The sequence below is a fragment of the Rhizobium rosettiformans genome (genome assembly GCF_016806065.1).
Classification (GTDB): Bacteria; Pseudomonadota; Alphaproteobacteria; order Rhizobiales; family Rhizobiaceae; genus Allorhizobium.
In genome coordinates this window covers 3217615-3232561 of the sequence record NZ_CP032405.1, presented here as the reverse complement: position 1 = coordinate 3232561, position 14947 = coordinate 3217615, and the positions used below count along the sequence as shown (strand labels likewise).

The following is a 14947-nucleotide window of genomic DNA, read 5'->3' as shown; positions in this document are numbered from 1 at the left end:
ATCCGACCTTCTTGTGGTCCGGCCCAGAACGCAAAAAGCCGGGTGATCGCTCACCCGGCCTTTTGAACCTTCCCTTGCGGGAAGTAACTTACGCAGCTTCAGCTTCGGCTTCAGCGGCGACGCGGGCCTTGTCGGCTGCACCCTTGGCGTCAACGTCGCGCTCGACGAATTCGATGACAGCCATGGCGGCGTTGTCGCCCTGGCGGAAACCGGCCTTCATGATACGCAGGTAGCCGCCGTTGCGGGTGGCGTAGCGCGTTGCGATGGCGTCGAAGAGCTTCTTGACGGCATCAACGTCCTTGATCTGCGAGATGGCCTGACGACGAGCGTGCAGGTCGCCGCGCTTGCCGAGGGTGACCAGCTTCTCGACGATCGGGCGAATTTCCTTCGCCTTCGGGAGCGTCGTGACGATCTGCTCATGGGTGATGAGCGAAGCAGCCATGTTGGCGAACATCGCCTTACGGTGGCTGGCGGTACGGTTCAGCTTGCGGCCGGCTTTCTGGTGGCGCATTGCTATTCTCCTTTGAGTGCAGGCTCTGTCTCAGAGGCTGCCGTTTCCTGACACATACGGGCATTCACCCGCAGTTTGACTGGAAAAGGCAGAGACGGCCCTGCCTTTATCTTTTTCAGTACTGGTCTTCGTAGCGCTTGGCGAGATCTTCGATGTTCTCAGGCGGCCATGCCGGTACTTCCATACCGAGGTGCAGGCCCATGGAAGCGAGAACTTCCTTGATTTCGTTCAGCGACTTGCGACCGAAGTTCGGCGTGCGCAGCATCTCTGCCTCGGTCTTCTGGATCAGATCGCCGATGTAAACGATGTTGTCGTTCTTCAGGCAGTTTGCCGAGCGGACCGAAAGCTCCAGCTCGTCGACCTTCTTGAGCAGCGCCGGGTTGAAGGCAAGCTCGGTGACGGCTTCTTCTTCGGCTTCCTTCTGCGGCTCGTCGAAGTTGACGAAGACGCCGAGCTGGTCCTGGAGAATACGAGCCGCGAAAGCGACTGCATCTTCCCCGGTGACCGAACCATCGGTTTCGATGGTCATCAGCAGCTTGTCATAGTCGAGAACCTGTCCTTCGCGGGTGTTTTCCACCTTGTAGGACACCTTCTTGACCGGCGAATAGAGGCTGTCGACCGGGATGAGACCGATCGGTGCATCTTCCGCGCGGTTGCGCTCGGCAGGAACATAGCCCTTGCCGTTGTTGACCGTGAACTCCATGCGGATTTCAGCACCTTCGTCGAGGGTGCAGATCACGTGGTTGGGGTTCAGGATCTCAATGTCGCCGACCGTCTGGATGTCACCGGCGGTAACAACGCCCGGACCCTGCTTGCGGACAACCATGCGCTTGGCATCGTCGCCGTCCATCTTGATGGCGATTTCCTTGATGTTCAGGACGATGTCGGTGACATCTTCGCGAACGCCCGGGATAGACGAGAACTCGTGCAGAACGCCGTCGATCTGGACAGCCGTGACGGCTGCACCACGAAGCGACGACAGGAGAACGCGACGCAGAGCGTTGCCGAGCGTCAGGCCGAAGCCACGCTCAAGCGGCTCGGCGACGAGGGTCGCCTTGGTGCGGCCGGAGGAGGAAAATTCCACCTTGTTCGGCTTGATCAGTTCCTGCCAATTCTTCTGAATCATGATTTTACCTTCCGTTCGCCATCACCATTCAATCGTGACGGCCGAATATGAGAAGCACCGGGAAGGCGAACCGCCTGCCCGGCAAAACGAAGAATGATTAGACGCGACGCTTCTTGCGCGGACGGCAGCCATTGTGCGGGATCGGGGTCACGTCGCGGATGGACGTGATCATGAAGCCGGCAGCCTGGAGGGCGCGCAGAGCGGATTCACGACCGGAGCCCGGACCGCAAACTTCAACTTCCAGCGTCTTCATGCCGTGTTCCTGAGCCTTCTTGGCGCAGTCTTCAGCAGCGATCTGAGCGGCGAACGGGGTCGACTTACGCGAACCCTTGAAGCCCTTGGCACCAGCAGACGACCAGGCAATTGCGTTGCCCTGTGCGTCGGTGATGGTGATCATCGTGTTGTTGAAGGTCGAGTTGACGTGAGCAACGCCCGACGAGATATTCTTGCGTTCGCGACGGCGGACGCGTGTGGCTTCCTTGGCCATGGTCTTCCTTTCAGTTGATCTAAGCACCGCCGTAATGCCAGCGGCTACACCAATCGAGGCAACAGGATTTAGGCAGTAGCCAGTAGTATCCCTACTGCCCACTGCCTATTGCCAACTGCCTCGAAAAAATTACTTCTTCTTACCAGCGATCGCCTTCGCCGGACCCTTGCGGGTGCGGGCGTTGGTGTGCGTGCGCTGACCGCGAACCGGCAGACCACGACGGTGGCGCAGGCCACGGTAGCAGCCGAGGTCCATCAAACGCTTGATGTTCATCGCGGTATCGCGACGCAGGTCACCTTCGACCTGGTAATCGCGGTCGATGGTTTCGCGGATCTGAAGAACTTCAGCGTCGGTCAGCTGGTGAACGCGCTTGTCAGCCGGAAGACCGACCTTCTCCATGATTTCAGATGCGAACTTCGGTCCAATCCCGTGAATGTAGGTCAGCGCGATAACAACGCGCTTCGCAGTCGGGATGTTGACGCCAGCGATACGTGCCACGCCTATTCTCCTTGCTTCCAGTTGCCATCCGGCAAGTGGTGTCTCGTTACACGACCCATAGGAGCCGCAATTACAATTCGGGTTCTCGACAAACCAAAACGATCGAACCCGGTCTCCCAGCGTTTTGGAAGAACGCGCCGATCGCAGTCATGTCGCGAGTTGGCGCGGTCTTTAGCGGAATCGGTGGCTAAAAGCAACCGGCCCCGCGAAGATTCTTAAGACTGACGGCTGTCAGAGCTTGGCCAGGATGGCCTCGATCTCGCCGGTGACGGCATCGATCTCACCCATGCCGTCGACCGAATGCAGCTTACCCTTGGCGTGGTAATAGCCGATCAGCGGCGAGGTTTCCTTGTAATAGGCCTGCAAACGCGTGCGGACCGTGTCCCTGTTATCGTCGGGACGACGCTTGAAATGGGTCGAACCACACTTGTCACAAACGCCGTCCACCTTCGGCTTCAGGTTCTCGTCGTGATAACCGGCGCCACAGTTTGCACAGGTGTAGCGGCCGGCGATTCGGTCCGCGAGGATCTCGTCATCGACGCGGATCTCGATCACGCCCGACAGGTCAAGGTCCTTGCCCTTGAGCATCGCCTCGGTGGCATCCGCCTGGACGAGCGTCCGGGGAAAGCCATCGAGAATGAACCCATTGGCACAGTCGGGCGCATCGATGCGCTCGGAGACGATGGCGATGACGATTTCGTCGGAAACCAACTTGCCAGCATCCATGACGGCCTTGGCGCGCTTCCCGACCTCCGTGCCCGCGGATACCGCAGCACGGAGCATGTCACCGGTGGAGAGCTGCGGAATGCCGTGCTTCTCCACGATCCGCTGGGCCTGGGTTCCCTTACCCGCGCCCGGCGGTCCTAACAGAATCAGTCTCATCGTCCCCTCTTTCCTCCACGCAACTTCGACTTCTTGATCAGGCCCTCATATTGCTGGGCGATCAGATGTCCCTGAACCTGTGCTACAGTATCAAGGGTCACGCTGACAACAATCAAAAGCGAAGTACCACCAAGGGCTAATGGGATCCCGGTGCGTGCGATGAGGATTTCTGGCAGGACACAGACGAAAACCAGATAGACCGCGCCGACCGTCGTGATGCGGGTCAGGACGTAGTCGATGTACTCTGCGGTGCGATCACCCGGGCGGATGCCGGGAATGAACCCGCCATGCTTCTTCAGGTTGTCGGCCGTATCCTTCGGATTGAAGACGATGGCCGTGTAGAAGAAGGCGAAGAAGGCAATCAGCGCGCCGTAGAGCAGCATATAGACCGGATGACCGTGCTGCAGAGCGGCGATCACCGTCGTCGCCCAGCCCGGAAGCTGGCTATTGCCGGAGAAGCCAGCAGCGGTGGCCGGCAGGAGCAGAAGCGACGATGCAAAGATCGCCGGAATGACGCCCGCAGTGTTCAGCTTCAGCGGCAGGTGCGAGGTGTCGCCCTGGAACATGCGATTGCCAACCTGGCGCTTCGGATACTGGATCAGAAGACGGCGCTGGGCACGCTCAACGAACACGATCAGCGCGATGACGGCGATGGCCACGACGATGACGGTGAGAATCAGCAAGGTGGACAGCGCGCCCGTGCGGCCGAGTTCAAGCGTTTGGGCGACAGCGGCCGGCAGACCGGCAGCGATGCCGGCGAAGATGATCAGCGAGATACCGTTGCCGATGCCACGCGAGGTGATCTGCTCACCAAGCCACATCAGGAACATGGTGCCGCCAAGCAGCGTCAGAACGGTCGAAATGCGGAAGAACCAGCCCGGGTCGGCAACGATCCCCTGCCCCGATTCGAGGCCGACGGCGATGCCGTAGGCCTGAAGCGCGCCGAGAAGCACGGTGCCGTAGCGGGTGTACTGGTTGATGATCTTGCGGCCCTGCTCGCCCTCTTTCTTGAGCTGCTCGAGGGTCGGCACGACCGACGTCATCAGCTGCACGATGATCGACGCGGAGATGTAGGGCATGATGCCCAGCGCGAAGATCGCCATGCGCTCGACCGCGCCACCGGCAAACATGTTGAAAAGACCGAGGATACCACCGGACTGGCCCTGGAAGGCCGCGGCATAAGCCTCCGGGTTGAGGCCGGGCAGCGGAATATGCGTGCCGAGGCGATAAACCAGCAATGCGGCCAGGGTGAACCACAGACGCTTCTTCAGATCTTCCGCCTTGGCGAAAGTCGAGAAGTTGAGGTTCGAGGCCAGTTGTTCCGCTGCAGAAGCCATAGAATTCTCCGCAAACCTAAACCGGCGACGGTAATCCGTCGAAACCGGAGGCTATTCGTTCAAACTGTTTTTCAGAAAACAGGGCGCGGGAGAAGTTGCGAACAACCGCATGCCTCACACCCTTGTTTTCCAGATGACCCGGAAGACGAAACGTCGTCCATTCCGTCCTGGGATCGTGAGGCTCACATATGGGAGCAAAATCGCCCGGTGTGAAGCACCCCGGGCGATTGTCTGTCACTTATTCAGCGGCTTCCTTGGCTGCTTCGAGCAGCTTGATGGAACCACCGGCCTTTTCGATCTTCTCGACAGCAGCCTTGGAGGCGCCGGCGACTTCGATCGTGACCTTGGACTTCAGTTCGCCGTCGGAGAGCACGCGCACGCCGTCCTTGGCGCGGCGGATCACGCCGGCTGCCTTGAGCGAAGCGGCGTCAACCGTTGCCTTGGCGTCGAGCTTGCCAGCATCGATCGCGGTCTGGATACGGCCGAGCGAAACGGTGACGTATTCAGAAGCAAAGATGTTGTTGAAGCCGCGCTTCGGCAGGCGACGGTAGATCGGCATCTGACCACCTTCGAAGCCGTTGATAGCAACGCCCGAACGAGCCTTCTGACCCTTCACACCGCGACCACCGGTCTTGCCCTTGCCGGAGCCAATACCGCGACCTACGCGAATACGCTCCTTGGAAGCGCCTTCGTTGTCTTTGATTTCATTCAGTTTCATGATGACTTCCCCCGTCTCACTTCTCGTCGACGACGCGAACGAGATGCTGGACAGCACGGATCATGCCACGAACGGAAGGTGTATCTTCCAGGGTGCGGACCCGGTGCATCTTGTTGAGGCCCAGACCAACCAGCGTTGCGCGCTGGACAGCCGGACGGCGAATAGGCGAACCGATCTGCTCGACCGTGATCGTCTTTGCTTCAGTCTTCTTCGTAGCCTTGGCCATGGATCAGACTCCTCTTATTCTTCAGCTGCGTTGCCGGAGGCAGCGCGGCGAGCCTGGAGCGTAGCGTACTTGAGGCCACGCTGAGCTGCCACATCCTTCGGATGCACCTGAGCCTTCAGGGCGTCGAACGTTGCGCGAACCATGTTGTAGGGGTTCGAGGAACCGGTCGACTTGGCGACGACGTCCGACATGCCGAGCGTTTCGAAAACGGCGCGCATCGGACCACCGGCGATGATGCCGGTACCAGCCTTGGCGGAGCGCAGCAGAACCTTGCCGGCGCCGTGGCGGCCATTGACGTCGTGATGCAGCGTACGGCCGTCACGCAGGGGAACGAAGATCAGATCGCGCTTGGCAGCTTCGGTGGCCTTGCGGATGGCTTCCGGCACTTCACGTGCCTTGCCATGACCGAAACCTACACGGCCCTTCTGGTCGCCGACGACGACGAGGGCTGCGAAGCCGAAACGACGGCCGCCCTTGACGACCTTAGCGACGCGGTTGATGGCGACCAGCTTGTCGACAAACTCGCTATCGCGCTCTTCACGGTTCTGACGGTCATCCCGCGAACCACGCTTTTCTTGTGCCATTGTCCTTTTCCTTTTTCTTTTCCGGGTGCAATCGGCAGATTACGCAAAGTTCCACCCTGCCCTGTCGGGTCAAGGTGGAATCCGGTGTGACCGGCATAAAGCCGGAAATCCACCCGGACGCAAGTCCGGGTGGAAATTCTTTGATTAGAAGGTCAGACCACCTTCACGAGCCGCTTCGGCGAGAGCCTTGATGCGGCCATGATAGATGAAGGCGCCGCGATCGAAGACGACTTCCTTGACGCCAGCCTTGACGGCACGCTCGGCGACCAGCTTGCCAACGGCAGCTGCTGCTGCGATGTCGGCGCCGGTCTTGAGCTCGCCCTTCAGGCCGCCATCGAGAGTCGAGGCAGCCGCGAGGGTCTTGCCAGCGACGTCGTCGATGATCTGAGCGTAGATGTTCTTCGAAGAGCGATGTACCGACAGACGCGGACGGCCATTTGCCACCGCCTTGATCTGACGCCGTACGCGGTTCGCACGGCGAACAAGTGCTTCTTTTCTGCTTGCCATTTCGCGCGATCCTTACTTCTTCTTGCCTTCTTTGCGGACGATCCGCTCTTCGGCATACTTGACGCCCTTGCCCTTGTAGGGCTCCGGACCGCGATATTCGCGGATCTCGGCGGCAACCTGGCCGACCTGCTGCTTGTTGATGCCGGACACGATGATTTCGGTCGGCTTCGGAACAGCAATCGAGATGCCAACCGGCGGCTCATAGACGACATCATGGCTGAAGCCGAGTGCCAGCTGCAGGTTCTTGCCCTGCAGCGACGCGCGGTAACCAACGCCGTTGATTTCGAGCTTGCGCTCGTAACCGTCCTTAACACCCTTCAGGATGTTTTCGATCATCGTGCGGGACATGCCCCACTTCGAACGAGCGTCCTTGGAGTCGTTGTTCGGCTGAACGACAACGGCGTTGTCTTCGAGCTTCACGGAGATTTCGTCATTTGCGACGAAGAAAAGTTCACCCTTCGGGCCCTTGACGGAGACCTTCTGGCCTTCGACAGAGGCGGTCACACCAGCCGGAACCGGAACGGGCTTCTTACCGATACGAGACATAGTTTTTATCCTGTCTGTTCGCTATGGAGATCCCCTGCCCGTCTTAGAAGACGGAGCAGAGTACCTCACCACCAACGTTCTGTTCGCGAGCCTGGTGATCGGCCATCACACCCTTCGGAGTCGAAAGGATGGTGATGCCGAGGCCGTTCGCGACCTGCGGGATGGACTTAACCGAGACATAAACTCGGCGGCCCGGCTTGGATACGCGACCGATTTCGCGAATGACCGAAGAACCTTCGTAGTACTTCAGTTCGATCGTGATCTCGGACTTGCCGTTGTCGTAATCGACCTGGCTGTAGCCACGGATGTAGCCTTCGGCCTGCAGAACGTCGAGAACGCGGGCACGGAGCTTGGAGGCCGGAGTGGTAACGGAGCCCTTGCGGCGTGCGGCACCATTCCGGATACGGGTGAGCATATCGCCCAACGGATCAGTCATCGTCATGTTACCGTCTCCTTACCAGCTGGACTTAACAATGCCCGGCACCTTGCCGGTATTGCCAAGCTCACGAAGCGCGATACGCGACATCCCGAGCTTCCGATAGAAAGCGCGCGGACGACCGGTCACTTCGCAACGGTTGCGAATGCGGGTCTTGGAGCCGTCACGTGGCAGTTCTGCCAGCTTCAGGGTTGCCTTGAACCGCTCTTCAATCGAAAGGGACTGGTTCATGATGATGGCCTTGAGCCCGGCGCGCTTTGCGGCCTGGTTCGCGACGATCTTGCGGCGGCGCTTGTTCTTTTCAACTGCGCTTGTCTTCGCCATATGGAAGTTCCTCTTCTACGCTCGTCGTTACGGTTACTGACGGAACGGGAAGTTGAACTCTTTCAGAAGAGCCCGAGCTTCGTCGTCGTTGGTCGCCGTCGTGCAAACGATGATGTCCATGCCCCACATCTGATCAACCTTATCGTAGTTGATCTCAGGGAACACAATGTGCTCCTTGATGCCCATGGCGAAGTTGCCACGGCCGTCAAAGGACTTCGGGTTCAGGCCGCGGAAGTCGCGAACGCGCGGAAGCGCGATGTTGACCAGGCGATCCAGGAACTCGTACATCCGGGCGCCGCGCAGGGTAACCTTTGCGCCGATCGGCATGTGCTCGCGAACCTTAAAGCCAGCGATCGAGTTGCGGGCCTTGGTGATGACCGGCTTCTGGCCGGCGATCGCAGCAAGATCAGCAGCAGCAACACTGGGCTTCTTGGAGTCGGCAGTTGCCTCACCCACGCCCATGTTGATGACGATCTTGTCGAGCTTCGGGATCTGCATCTCGTTGGCGTAGGAGAACTGCTCCTGCAAAGCCTTGCGGATGCGGTTTACGTATTCAGCCTTGAGCCGCGGCTCGTACTTGGACTCAGCCATCGATCACTTCTCCCGAACGCTTGGCCACACGAACCTTCTTGCCGTCGACGACCTGGAAACCGACGCGGGTCGGCTTGCCGTCCTTGTCGACGATCGCGATGTTCGACAGATGGATCGAAGCTTCCTTGCTGATGATGCCGGCTTCCGCGGTCTGCGTCTGGCGCTGGTGGCGCTTGACAACGTTGATGCCACGGACGACCGCACGGTCTTCCTTCGGCATGACCTGGAGGACTTCGCCCGAACGGCCCTTGTCCTTGCCAGCGAGTACGACGACCTTGTCGCCCTTACGAATCTTTTGCATCGCTCGTCGCTCCCTTACAGTACTTCCGGAGCCAGCGAGATGATCTTCATGTGGTTCTTGGCGCGAAGTTCGCGCGGAACCGGTCCGAAGATACGGGTGCCGATAGGCTCTTTCTTGTTGTCGATAAGAACGGCTGCGTTGTTATCGAATCGAATGACGCTGCCGTCGGCGCGACGGATGTCCTTGGCAGTGCGAACCACAACCGCCTTCATCACGTCACCCTTCTTCACGCGGCCGCGCGGGATCGCTTCCTTGATCGAAACGACAATGATGTCGCCGATGGAAGCGTACTTGCGCTTGGAGCCGCCCAGCACCTTGATGCACATGACACGACGTGCGCCGGAATTATCCGCCACGTCGAGGTTAGTCTGCATCTGAATCATGTCAGGTCGCCTTCTTGTTGTAACCCGAACGGTTGGGCCAAGGCCCCCTATTCCGGCTTATGATAAATTTCTGGTGTGCGCGGGAAGGAAAATACAGGGTGGTTTCCCATACGGGACCTTCCGTGCGCTCAAAGCAAAAGAACGCCCGATTCCGAGCGTTCTCAGCCAGTGGCCTGCTTCATACAGATTTCTGCGCAAGGTGCAAGCCCTTGCGCAGTAAGTCCGTAAATTAAGCCTGGGCGGCAATCACCGTCCAGCGCTTGTCCTTGGAGATCGGTGCACATTCCTGGATGGAAACGACGTCACCGGTCTTGTACTGGTTGGCTTCGTCATGTGCCTTGTACTTCTTCGACCGGCGAACGGTCTTCTGAAGCAGCGGGTGGGCGAATCGACGCTCAACGCGAACAACGACAGTCTTGTCGTTCTTGTCGCTGACAACTACGCCCTGCAGAATGCGTTTCGGCATATTTCTCGGTCCTTAGGCCTTGGCTTCTGCCGCCTTCTGGCGGGCAATGGTTTTCACGCGTGCGATGTCACGACGGACTTCCTGAATACGGGAAGACTTCTCGAGCTGGCCGGTGGCCTTCTGGAAGCGCAGGTTGAACTGCTCCTTCTTCAGCTTTGCAAGCTCGTCGTTCAGCTGGTCAGCGCTCATGGCGCGTACGTCTACGGCTTTCATCGACTTGGTCCTCACTCTGCAATGCGCTGTACGAAGCGCGTCGTGACAGAGAGCTTGGCGGAACCGAGGCGAAGAGCCTCGCGCGCGATCTCTTCCGATACGCCGTCGATCTCGAACATGATACGGCCGGGCTTGACCTTGCACGCCCAGTATTCGACCGAACCCTTACCCTTACCCATACGAACTTCGGTCGGCTTGGCCGTGACCGGAACGTCAGGGAATACGCGGATCCACACGCGACCAGCACGCTTCATATAGCGGGTGATCGCACGACGGGCTGCTTCAATTTCGCGAGCGTTCACGCGGTTCGGTTCCAGAGCCTTCAGGCCGAATTCGCCGAATGCCAGATCAAAACCGCCCTTGGCGACGCCCTTGATGCGGCCCTTGAACTGCTTGCGGTACTTTGTACGCTTTGGCTGCAACATTTTCTTACTTCTCCGAGCTTATCTTTCGCCAGCGTTCAATCAAGCGTTCTCGCGGCGACGGTCGCCACGATCACCGCGTTCACGGCTTGCGGGACCCTGGGCATCGCCCTCCATCGCACGGCGTTCCGATGCCATCGGATCGTGCTCGAGGATTTCGCCCTTGAAGATCCAGACCTTCACGCCGCAGATGCCGTATGCGGTTTCGGCTTCAGCCGTACCGTAATCGATGTCTGCACGCAGGGTGTGGAGCGGAACGCGACCTTCGCGGTACCATTCGGTACGAGCGATTTCGGCACCACCGAGACGGCCGGCGCAGGTGATCTTGATGCCTTCGGCACCAAGACGCATGGCCGACTGAACGGCACGCTTCATGGCGCGACGGAATGCAATACGACGCTCGAGCTGCTGGGTGATCGACTGAGCAACCAGGGTTGCGTCGACTTCCGGCTTGCGCACTTCAACGATGTTGAGGTGGGTTTCCGAGTTGGTCATCGTCGAGATCTTCTTGCGAAGCTTCTCGATGTCTGCACCCTTCTTGCCGATGATCAGACCCGGGCGAGCCGAATGGATCGTGACGCGGCACTTCTTGTGCGGACGCTCAATGACAACCTTGGCAATGCCGGCCTGCTTCAGCTCTTCCATCAGATACTTGCGGATCTTCAGGTCTTCGTGGAGCAGCTTGCCGTATTCGGCGTTGTCGGCGAACCAACGGCTATCCCAGGTGCGATTGATCCCGAGGCGGAAGCCAATCGGATTGATTTTCTGACCCATTATGCGGCCTCCCCTTTGGCTTCGACTTCACGCACAACGATCGTCAGGTGCGAGAACGGCTTTTCGATGCGCGATGCGCGGCCGCGGCCACGAGCGTGGAAACGCTTCATGGTGATCGACTTGCCAACATAGGCTTCGGCGACGACCAGCTGGTCGACGTCGAGGTCATGGTTGTTCTCGGCGTTGGCGATCGCAGACTCGAGAGTCTTGCGAACGGTTCCGGCGATACGCTTGCGGGAGAATTCCAGCTCAGCGAGCGCGCGCTCGACCTTCTTGCCGCGGATAAGCGCGGCAACCAGGTTGAGCTTCTGGGGGCTGACGCGGATCGTGCGGGCGACTGCCTGCGCTTCGTTGTCCTTGAGCCGGCGTTCGGTTTTTGCCTTGCCCATCGTTACTTCCTCTTCGCCTTCTTGTCCGCACCGTGACCGTAATAGGTCCGGGTCGGAGAGAATTCACCGAACTTGTGGCCGACCATGTCTTCGTTGACCGAGACGGGCACATGCTTTGAGCCGTTGTAAACGCCGAAAGTCAGACCGACGAACTGCGGCAGGATGGTGGAGCGACGGCTCCACATCTTGATCACTTCGCTACGACCGCCTTCACGAACCTTCTCAGCCTTCTTGAGAAGATAGCCGTCAACGAACGGACCTTTCCATACTGAACGAGCCATTTCAGACTACCTCTCTTACTTCTTCTTCAGGTGGCGCGAGCGCATGATGAACTTGTCGGTCGACTTGTTCGAGCGAGTCCGCTTGCCCTTGGTCGGCTTACCCCACGGGGAAACCGGGTGACGACCACCGGATGTGCGGCCTTCACCACCACCGTGCGGGTGGTCGACCGGGTTCATGACGACACCGCGGTTGTGCGGGGTCTTGCCGCGCCAACGGGTACGACCAGCCTTGCCGTCGTTGGTGTTGCCGTGGTCCGGGTTGGAAACAGCGCCGATGGTGGCCAGGCAGGAGCCCGGAACCAGACGCTGCTCACCCGAGTTCAGGCGCAGGATTGCCATGCCGGCATCGCGGCCGACGAGCTGGACATAGGTGCCAGCCGAACGTGCAATCTGACCGCCCTTGCCAGGCTTCATCTCGACGTTGTGGACGATCGAACCGACCGGGATGTACTGCAGCGGCATGGTGTTGCCGGGCTTTACGTCGACAGCCTTTTCCGATGCGATGACCTTGTCGCCGGCAGCAATGCGCTGCGGGGCAAGGATGTAGGCCTGCTCGCCGTCGGTATAGGTGACGAGAGCGATAAAGGCCGAACGGTTCGGGTCGTATTCCAGGCGCTCGACGGTGCCTTCGACGTCGAACTTGCGACGCTTGAAGTCAACCAGACGATAGGTGCGCTTGTGACCACCACCGATGAAGCGAGCGGTGATGCGACCGTAGTTGTTACGGCCACCGCTCTTCGAAAGACCTTCCGTCAGCGCCTTGACCGGCTTGCCCTTCCAGAGGCCCGAGCGGTCGACGATGACCAGCTGACGCTGGCTGGGGGTCGTCGGATTGTAGCTTTTCAATGCCATTGTTCTTGTTCCCTACCTCAGACGCCCGTCGACACGTCGATGGACTGACCTTCGGCGAGCGTCACGACGGCTTTCTTGACGTCCTTCTGCTTGCCGGCGAAGCCGCGGAAACGCTTGGTCTTGCCCTTGCGGACGAGCGTATTGACGGCGGTGACCTTGACGCCGAAGAGGGCTTCGACAGCAGCCTTGATTTCCGGCTTGCTTGCACCCTTGGCGACGTTGAATACGACCTGGTTGAACTCAGACACCATGGTCGACTTTTCCGTGATCGACGGAGATACGATCACGTCGTAGTGGCGAAGATCCGTCATTTGAACCGCTCCTCCAGAGCTTCCACAGCAGCCTTGGAAAGCACGAGCTTGCCGCGGCGCAGGATGTCATAAACGTTGATGCCCTGAACCGGCAGAACATCGATGTTCGGGATGTTCGAAGCGGCGAGCTTGAAGTTGCTGTCGATTTCGGCGCCGCCGATGACGAGAGCGTTGGTGAGGCCGAGCGAGGCGAAGCTACCGACAAGCAGCTTGGTCTTGGCTTCTGCCGCAACCAGGTTGTCGATGATGATCACGTCTTCCGACTTCATCTTGGCAGAGAGGGCGTGGCGCAGAGCGAGCGCACGAACCTTCTTCGGCAGATCATGGGCGTGGCTGCGAACAACCGGGCCATGAGCCTTACCACCGCCGCGGAACTGCGGAGCGCGTGCCGAATGGTGACGAGCACGACCGGTGCCCTTCTGCTTGTACATCTTGGAGCCGGTGCGGGAGACTTCCGAACGGCCCTTGATCTTGTGCGTGCCGGCGCGCTTCTTGGCGAGCTGGTAGCGGATCATGCGAGCGATCAGGTCTTCGCGGGGCTCAAGGCCGAAGATTTCTTCAGACAGAGAAACCTTGCCAGCGTCCTTGCCCTCGAGGGTCTTGACGTTGAATTCCATGTTCTTGGCTCCCTTACTTCGCCGACTTGACGGCGTCGCGGACGATGATCCAGGAACCCTTGGAACCGGGAACAGCGCCCTTCACAAGGATAAGACCACGATCTTCATCGGTCGAAACGACTTCGAGGTTCTGGGTGGTGACGCGCGTCTGGCCCATGTGACCAGCCATGCGCTTGCCCTTCCAGACCTTGCCCGGATCCTGGTTCGAACCGGTCGAACCATGCGAGCGGTGCGAAACGGAAACACCGTGGGTCGCACGAAGACCACCGAAGTTGTGACGCTTCATGGCACCGGCAAAACCCTTACCGATCGTCGTGCCCGTGACGTCGACCAGCTGGCCGGCTTCAAAATGGCTCGCGGTCAGCTGAGCGCCGACATCGATGAGGTTGTCTTCGGATACGCGGAATTCAACGAGCTTGGCCTTCGGCTCAACGCTCGCCGCTGCGAAGTGACCACGAAGGCCCTTCGACGTGTTCTTGACCTTCGACGTACCGGCACCGAGCTGAAGCGCGACATAGCCGTTCTTGTCGGCCGTGCGCTGAGCCACGACCTGTACGTTATCCAGACGCAGAACTGTTACCGGGATATGTTCGCCGGCGTCGTTATAGACGCGGGTCATTCCCACTTTCTGTGCAATCACACCTGAACGCATTGGTTCATTCCTCTTGAGAGTCGCGGCCGGGAAAAAGTGATCCAGGCCTTTCCTCTTTGTTTAAGGATTCCACTCAGGCCCTTCCGAACCATCGGGTTTCCCGTTTCGAGAAGTCGTTGGCAGGTCTTGCCACGTACCTTCCTTGTTATTACGGCTCTCGCCGGAATTTCTTCTTAGAGCTTGATTTCGACGTCAACGCCGGCAGCCAGGTCGAGCTTCATCAGCGCGTCCACGGTCTGCGGGGTCGGGTCTACGATGTCGAGCAGGCGCTTATGCGTGCGCATTTCGAACTGTTCGCGGCTCTTCTTGTCGACGTGCGGCGAACGGTTGACGGTAAATTTTTCAATGCGGGTCGGGAGCGGTACCGGGCCGCGAACGCTTGCACCGGTGCGCTTTGCGGTCGAGACGATCTCCCGCGTAGAGGCATCGAGAACCCGGTGATCAAACGCCTTGAGGCGGATGCGGATATTCTGGCCGTTCATTCGACTTGTCCTTGTTTCTTTTCTTGCGTCC

Annotated in this window: 27 protein-coding genes; all 27 read right to left on the bottom strand. The window is 59.2% G+C overall.

Annotated features, from left to right (window positions below):
- Positions 1-88: 88 nt before the first annotated feature.
- On the bottom strand, positions 89-511 hold the full coding sequence (gene rplQ, locus D4A92_RS15845) for a 50S ribosomal protein L17 (protein WP_006728660.1): 423 nt from the start codon (positions 509-511) through the stop codon (positions 89-91).
- A gap of 115 nt (positions 512-626) precedes the next feature.
- Positions 627-1637, bottom strand: coding sequence for a DNA-directed RNA polymerase subunit alpha (locus D4A92_RS15840; RefSeq protein WP_006728661.1), 1011 nt, complete (start codon positions 1635-1637; stop codon positions 627-629).
- A 97-nt stretch (positions 1638-1734) separates the two neighbouring features.
- Entirely contained in the window at positions 1735-2124 is a 390-nt protein-coding gene (gene rpsK, locus D4A92_RS15835) for a 30S ribosomal protein S11 (protein WP_006728663.1), read from the bottom strand.
- 129 nt (positions 2125-2253) lie between these two features.
- The gene (rpsM, locus tag D4A92_RS15830) at positions 2254-2622 is read right to left on the bottom strand and encodes a 30S ribosomal protein S13 (protein WP_054150977.1); all 369 of its coding nucleotides are present in this window, start codon (positions 2620-2622) and stop codon (positions 2254-2256) included.
- A gap of 231 nt (positions 2623-2853) precedes the next feature.
- Entirely contained in the window at positions 2854-3504 is a 651-nt protein-coding gene (locus D4A92_RS15825) for an adenylate kinase (protein WP_203015354.1), read from the bottom strand.
- The gene (gene secY / locus D4A92_RS15820; RefSeq protein WP_203015351.1) at positions 3501-4841 is read right to left on the bottom strand and encodes a preprotein translocase subunit SecY; all 1341 of its coding nucleotides are present in this window, start codon (positions 4839-4841) and stop codon (positions 3501-3503) included. The genes D4A92_RS15825 and secY overlap by 4 nt, the downstream gene beginning before the upstream one ends.
- Before the next feature lie 238 nt (positions 4842-5079).
- Positions 5080-5559, bottom strand: a complete 480-nt coding sequence (gene rplO, locus D4A92_RS15815) for a 50S ribosomal protein L15 (protein ID WP_203015349.1) — start codon at positions 5557-5559, stop codon at positions 5080-5082.
- A 16-nt stretch (positions 5560-5575) separates the two neighbouring features.
- Positions 5576-5785 (bottom strand): 50S ribosomal protein L30, encoded by a 210-nt coding sequence (rpmD, locus tag D4A92_RS15810; protein ID WP_006728669.1) that lies wholly within the window; start codon positions 5783-5785, stop codon positions 5576-5578.
- Between the two features lie 14 nt (positions 5786-5799).
- Positions 5800-6369 carry a 30S ribosomal protein S5 gene (gene rpsE, locus D4A92_RS15805; RefSeq protein ID WP_006728670.1) on the bottom strand — a complete coding sequence of 190 codons (570 nt, stop codon included), beginning with the start codon at positions 6367-6369 and terminating at the stop codon, positions 5800-5802.
- A gap of 144 nt (positions 6370-6513) precedes the next feature.
- Positions 6514-6876, bottom strand: a complete 363-nt coding sequence (rplR, locus tag D4A92_RS15800) for a 50S ribosomal protein L18 (protein WP_113462295.1) — start codon at positions 6874-6876, stop codon at positions 6514-6516.
- Positions 6877-6888: 12 nt separating this feature from the next.
- Positions 6889-7422: a 50S ribosomal protein L6 gene (rplF, locus tag D4A92_RS15795; RefSeq protein WP_006728672.1), complete on the bottom strand. Its 534-nt coding sequence runs from the start codon at positions 7420-7422 to the stop codon at positions 6889-6891.
- Positions 7423-7465: 43 nt separating this feature from the next.
- Positions 7466-7864, bottom strand: a complete 399-nt coding sequence (gene rpsH, locus D4A92_RS15790) for a 30S ribosomal protein S8 (protein ID WP_203015347.1) — start codon at positions 7862-7864, stop codon at positions 7466-7468.
- Positions 7865-7876: 12 nt separating this feature from the next.
- On the bottom strand, positions 7877-8182 hold the full coding sequence (gene rpsN / locus D4A92_RS15785) for a 30S ribosomal protein S14 (RefSeq protein WP_203015345.1): 306 nt from the start codon (positions 8180-8182) through the stop codon (positions 7877-7879).
- 33 nt (positions 8183-8215) lie between these two features.
- Positions 8216-8773 (bottom strand): 50S ribosomal protein L5, encoded by a 558-nt coding sequence (gene rplE / locus D4A92_RS15780; RefSeq protein WP_203015328.1) that lies wholly within the window; start codon positions 8771-8773, stop codon positions 8216-8218.
- Positions 8766-9074 (bottom strand): 50S ribosomal protein L24, encoded by a 309-nt coding sequence (rplX, locus tag D4A92_RS15775; protein WP_006728676.1) that lies wholly within the window; start codon positions 9072-9074, stop codon positions 8766-8768. Before rplX ends, rplE begins: the two co-directional genes overlap by 8 nt.
- Before the next feature lie 14 nt (positions 9075-9088).
- On the bottom strand, positions 9089-9457 hold the full coding sequence (gene rplN, locus D4A92_RS15770; protein ID WP_006728677.1) for a 50S ribosomal protein L14: 369 nt from the start codon (positions 9455-9457) through the stop codon (positions 9089-9091).
- Positions 9458-9686: 229 nt separating this feature from the next.
- A complete protein-coding gene (rpsQ, locus tag D4A92_RS15765) occupies positions 9687-9923 on the bottom strand; it encodes a 30S ribosomal protein S17 (protein WP_006728678.1) in 237 nt (78 codons plus the stop codon).
- A gap of 12 nt (positions 9924-9935) precedes the next feature.
- Positions 9936-10136: a 50S ribosomal protein L29 gene (gene rpmC, locus D4A92_RS15760; RefSeq protein ID WP_006728679.1), complete on the bottom strand. Its 201-nt coding sequence runs from the start codon at positions 10134-10136 to the stop codon at positions 9936-9938.
- A gap of 11 nt (positions 10137-10147) precedes the next feature.
- Positions 10148-10561 carry a 50S ribosomal protein L16 gene (rplP, locus tag D4A92_RS15755; RefSeq protein ID WP_006728680.1) on the bottom strand — a complete coding sequence of 138 codons (414 nt, stop codon included), beginning with the start codon at positions 10559-10561 and terminating at the stop codon, positions 10148-10150.
- Between the two features lie 39 nt (positions 10562-10600).
- Positions 10601-11332: a 30S ribosomal protein S3 gene (gene rpsC / locus D4A92_RS15750; protein ID WP_203015326.1), complete on the bottom strand. Its 732-nt coding sequence runs from the start codon at positions 11330-11332 to the stop codon at positions 10601-10603.
- Positions 11332-11721, bottom strand: a complete 390-nt coding sequence (rplV, locus tag D4A92_RS15745; RefSeq protein WP_006728682.1) for a 50S ribosomal protein L22 — start codon at positions 11719-11721, stop codon at positions 11332-11334. The genes rpsC and rplV overlap by 1 nt, the downstream gene beginning before the upstream one ends.
- Before the next feature lie 2 nt (positions 11722-11723).
- Positions 11724-12002: a 30S ribosomal protein S19 gene (gene rpsS, locus D4A92_RS15740; protein ID WP_076395920.1), complete on the bottom strand. Its 279-nt coding sequence runs from the start codon at positions 12000-12002 to the stop codon at positions 11724-11726.
- Between the two features lie 15 nt (positions 12003-12017).
- Positions 12018-12854: a 50S ribosomal protein L2 gene (rplB, locus tag D4A92_RS15735; protein ID WP_006728684.1), complete on the bottom strand. Its 837-nt coding sequence runs from the start codon at positions 12852-12854 to the stop codon at positions 12018-12020.
- A 17-nt stretch (positions 12855-12871) separates the two neighbouring features.
- A complete protein-coding gene (locus D4A92_RS15730) occupies positions 12872-13165 on the bottom strand; it encodes a 50S ribosomal protein L23 (RefSeq protein WP_006728685.1) in 294 nt (97 codons plus the stop codon).
- Positions 13162-13782 carry a 50S ribosomal protein L4 gene (gene rplD / locus D4A92_RS15725; RefSeq protein ID WP_203015324.1) on the bottom strand — a complete coding sequence of 207 codons (621 nt, stop codon included), beginning with the start codon at positions 13780-13782 and terminating at the stop codon, positions 13162-13164. The genes D4A92_RS15730 and rplD overlap by 4 nt, the downstream gene beginning before the upstream one ends.
- A 13-nt stretch (positions 13783-13795) precedes the next feature.
- Complete coding sequence (rplC, locus tag D4A92_RS15720; RefSeq protein ID WP_006728687.1) at positions 13796-14434, bottom strand: 50S ribosomal protein L3; 639 nt, start codon at positions 14432-14434, stop codon at positions 13796-13798.
- Positions 14435-14607: 173 nt separating this feature from the next.
- The gene (rpsJ, locus tag D4A92_RS15715) at positions 14608-14916 is read right to left on the bottom strand and encodes a 30S ribosomal protein S10 (protein WP_006728688.1); all 309 of its coding nucleotides are present in this window, start codon (positions 14914-14916) and stop codon (positions 14608-14610) included.
- Between the last annotated feature and the right edge of the window lie 31 nt (positions 14917-14947).

What these genes read in the sequence shown, in the direction of transcription:
- rpsJ (WP_006728688.1), bottom strand. Translation starts at nt 14,916, where the DNA reads ATGAACGGCCAGAATATCCGCATCCGCCTCAAGGCGTTTGATCACCGG.
- rpsC (WP_203015326.1), bottom strand. Translation starts at nt 11,332, where the DNA reads ATGGGTCAGAAAATCAATCCGATTGGCTTCCGCCTCGGGATCAATCGC.
- rplC (WP_006728687.1), bottom strand. Translation starts at nt 14,434, where the DNA reads ATGCGTTCAGGTGTGATTGCACAGAAAGTGGGAATGACCCGCGTCTAT.
- D4A92_RS15825 (WP_203015354.1), bottom strand. Translation starts at nt 3,504, where the DNA reads ATGAGACTGATTCTGTTAGGACCGCCGGGCGCGGGTAAGGGAACCCAG.
- D4A92_RS15840 (WP_006728661.1), bottom strand. Translation starts at nt 1,637, where the DNA reads ATGATTCAGAAGAATTGGCAGGAACTGATCAAGCCGAACAAGGTGGAA.
- rplN (WP_006728677.1), bottom strand. Translation starts at nt 9,457, where the DNA reads ATGATTCAGATGCAGACTAACCTCGACGTGGCGGATAATTCCGGCGCA.
- secY (WP_203015351.1), bottom strand. Translation starts at nt 4,841, where the DNA reads ATGGCTTCTGCAGCGGAACAACTGGCCTCGAACCTCAACTTCTCGACT.
- rpmC (WP_006728679.1), bottom strand. Translation starts at nt 10,136, where the DNA reads ATGAAAGCCGTAGACGTACGCGCCATGAGCGCTGACCAGCTGAACGAC.
- rpsE (WP_006728670.1), bottom strand. Translation starts at nt 6,369, where the DNA reads ATGGCACAAGAAAAGCGTGGTTCGCGGGATGACCGTCAGAACCGTGAA.
- rpsK (WP_006728663.1), bottom strand. Translation starts at nt 2,124, where the DNA reads ATGGCCAAGGAAGCCACACGCGTCCGCCGTCGCGAACGCAAGAATATC.
- rplB (WP_006728684.1), bottom strand. Translation starts at nt 12,854, where the DNA reads ATGGCATTGAAAAGCTACAATCCGACGACCCCCAGCCAGCGTCAGCTG.
- rplE (WP_203015328.1), bottom strand. Translation starts at nt 8,773, where the DNA reads ATGGCTGAGTCCAAGTACGAGCCGCGGCTCAAGGCTGAATACGTAAAC.
- rpsQ (WP_006728678.1), bottom strand. Translation starts at nt 9,923, where the DNA reads ATGCCGAAACGCATTCTGCAGGGCGTAGTTGTCAGCGACAAGAACGAC.
- rplQ (WP_006728660.1), bottom strand. Translation starts at nt 511, where the DNA reads ATGCGCCACCAGAAAGCCGGCCGCAAGCTGAACCGTACCGCCAGCCAC.
- rplD (WP_203015324.1), bottom strand. Translation starts at nt 13,782, where the DNA reads ATGGAATTCAACGTCAAGACCCTCGAGGGCAAGGACGCTGGCAAGGTT.
- rplP (WP_006728680.1), bottom strand. Translation starts at nt 10,561, where the DNA reads ATGTTGCAGCCAAAGCGTACAAAGTACCGCAAGCAGTTCAAGGGCCGC.
- D4A92_RS15730 (WP_006728685.1), bottom strand. Translation starts at nt 13,165, where the DNA reads ATGACGGATCTTCGCCACTACGACGTGATCGTATCTCCGTCGATCACG.
- rplX (WP_006728676.1), bottom strand. Translation starts at nt 9,074, where the DNA reads ATGCAAAAGATTCGTAAGGGCGACAAGGTCGTCGTACTCGCTGGCAAG.
- rplV (WP_006728682.1), bottom strand. Translation starts at nt 11,721, where the DNA reads ATGGGCAAGGCAAAAACCGAACGCCGGCTCAAGGACAACGAAGCGCAG.
- rplR (WP_113462295.1), bottom strand. Translation starts at nt 6,876, where the DNA reads ATGGCAAGCAGAAAAGAAGCACTTGTTCGCCGTGCGAACCGCGTACGG.
- rpsS (WP_076395920.1), bottom strand. Translation starts at nt 12,002, where the DNA reads ATGGCTCGTTCAGTATGGAAAGGTCCGTTCGTTGACGGCTATCTTCTC.
- rpsN (WP_203015345.1), bottom strand. Translation starts at nt 8,182, where the DNA reads ATGGCGAAGACAAGCGCAGTTGAAAAGAACAAGCGCCGCCGCAAGATC.
- rplO (WP_203015349.1), bottom strand. Translation starts at nt 5,559, where the DNA reads ATGAAACTGAATGAAATCAAAGACAACGAAGGCGCTTCCAAGGAGCGT.
- rplF (WP_006728672.1), bottom strand. Translation starts at nt 7,422, where the DNA reads ATGTCTCGTATCGGTAAGAAGCCCGTTCCGGTTCCGGCTGGTGTGACC.
- rpmD (WP_006728669.1), bottom strand. Translation starts at nt 5,785, where the DNA reads ATGGCCAAGGCTACGAAGAAGACTGAAGCAAAGACGATCACGGTCGAG.
- rpsH (WP_203015347.1), bottom strand. Translation starts at nt 7,864, where the DNA reads ATGACGATGACTGATCCGTTGGGCGATATGCTCACCCGTATCCGGAAT.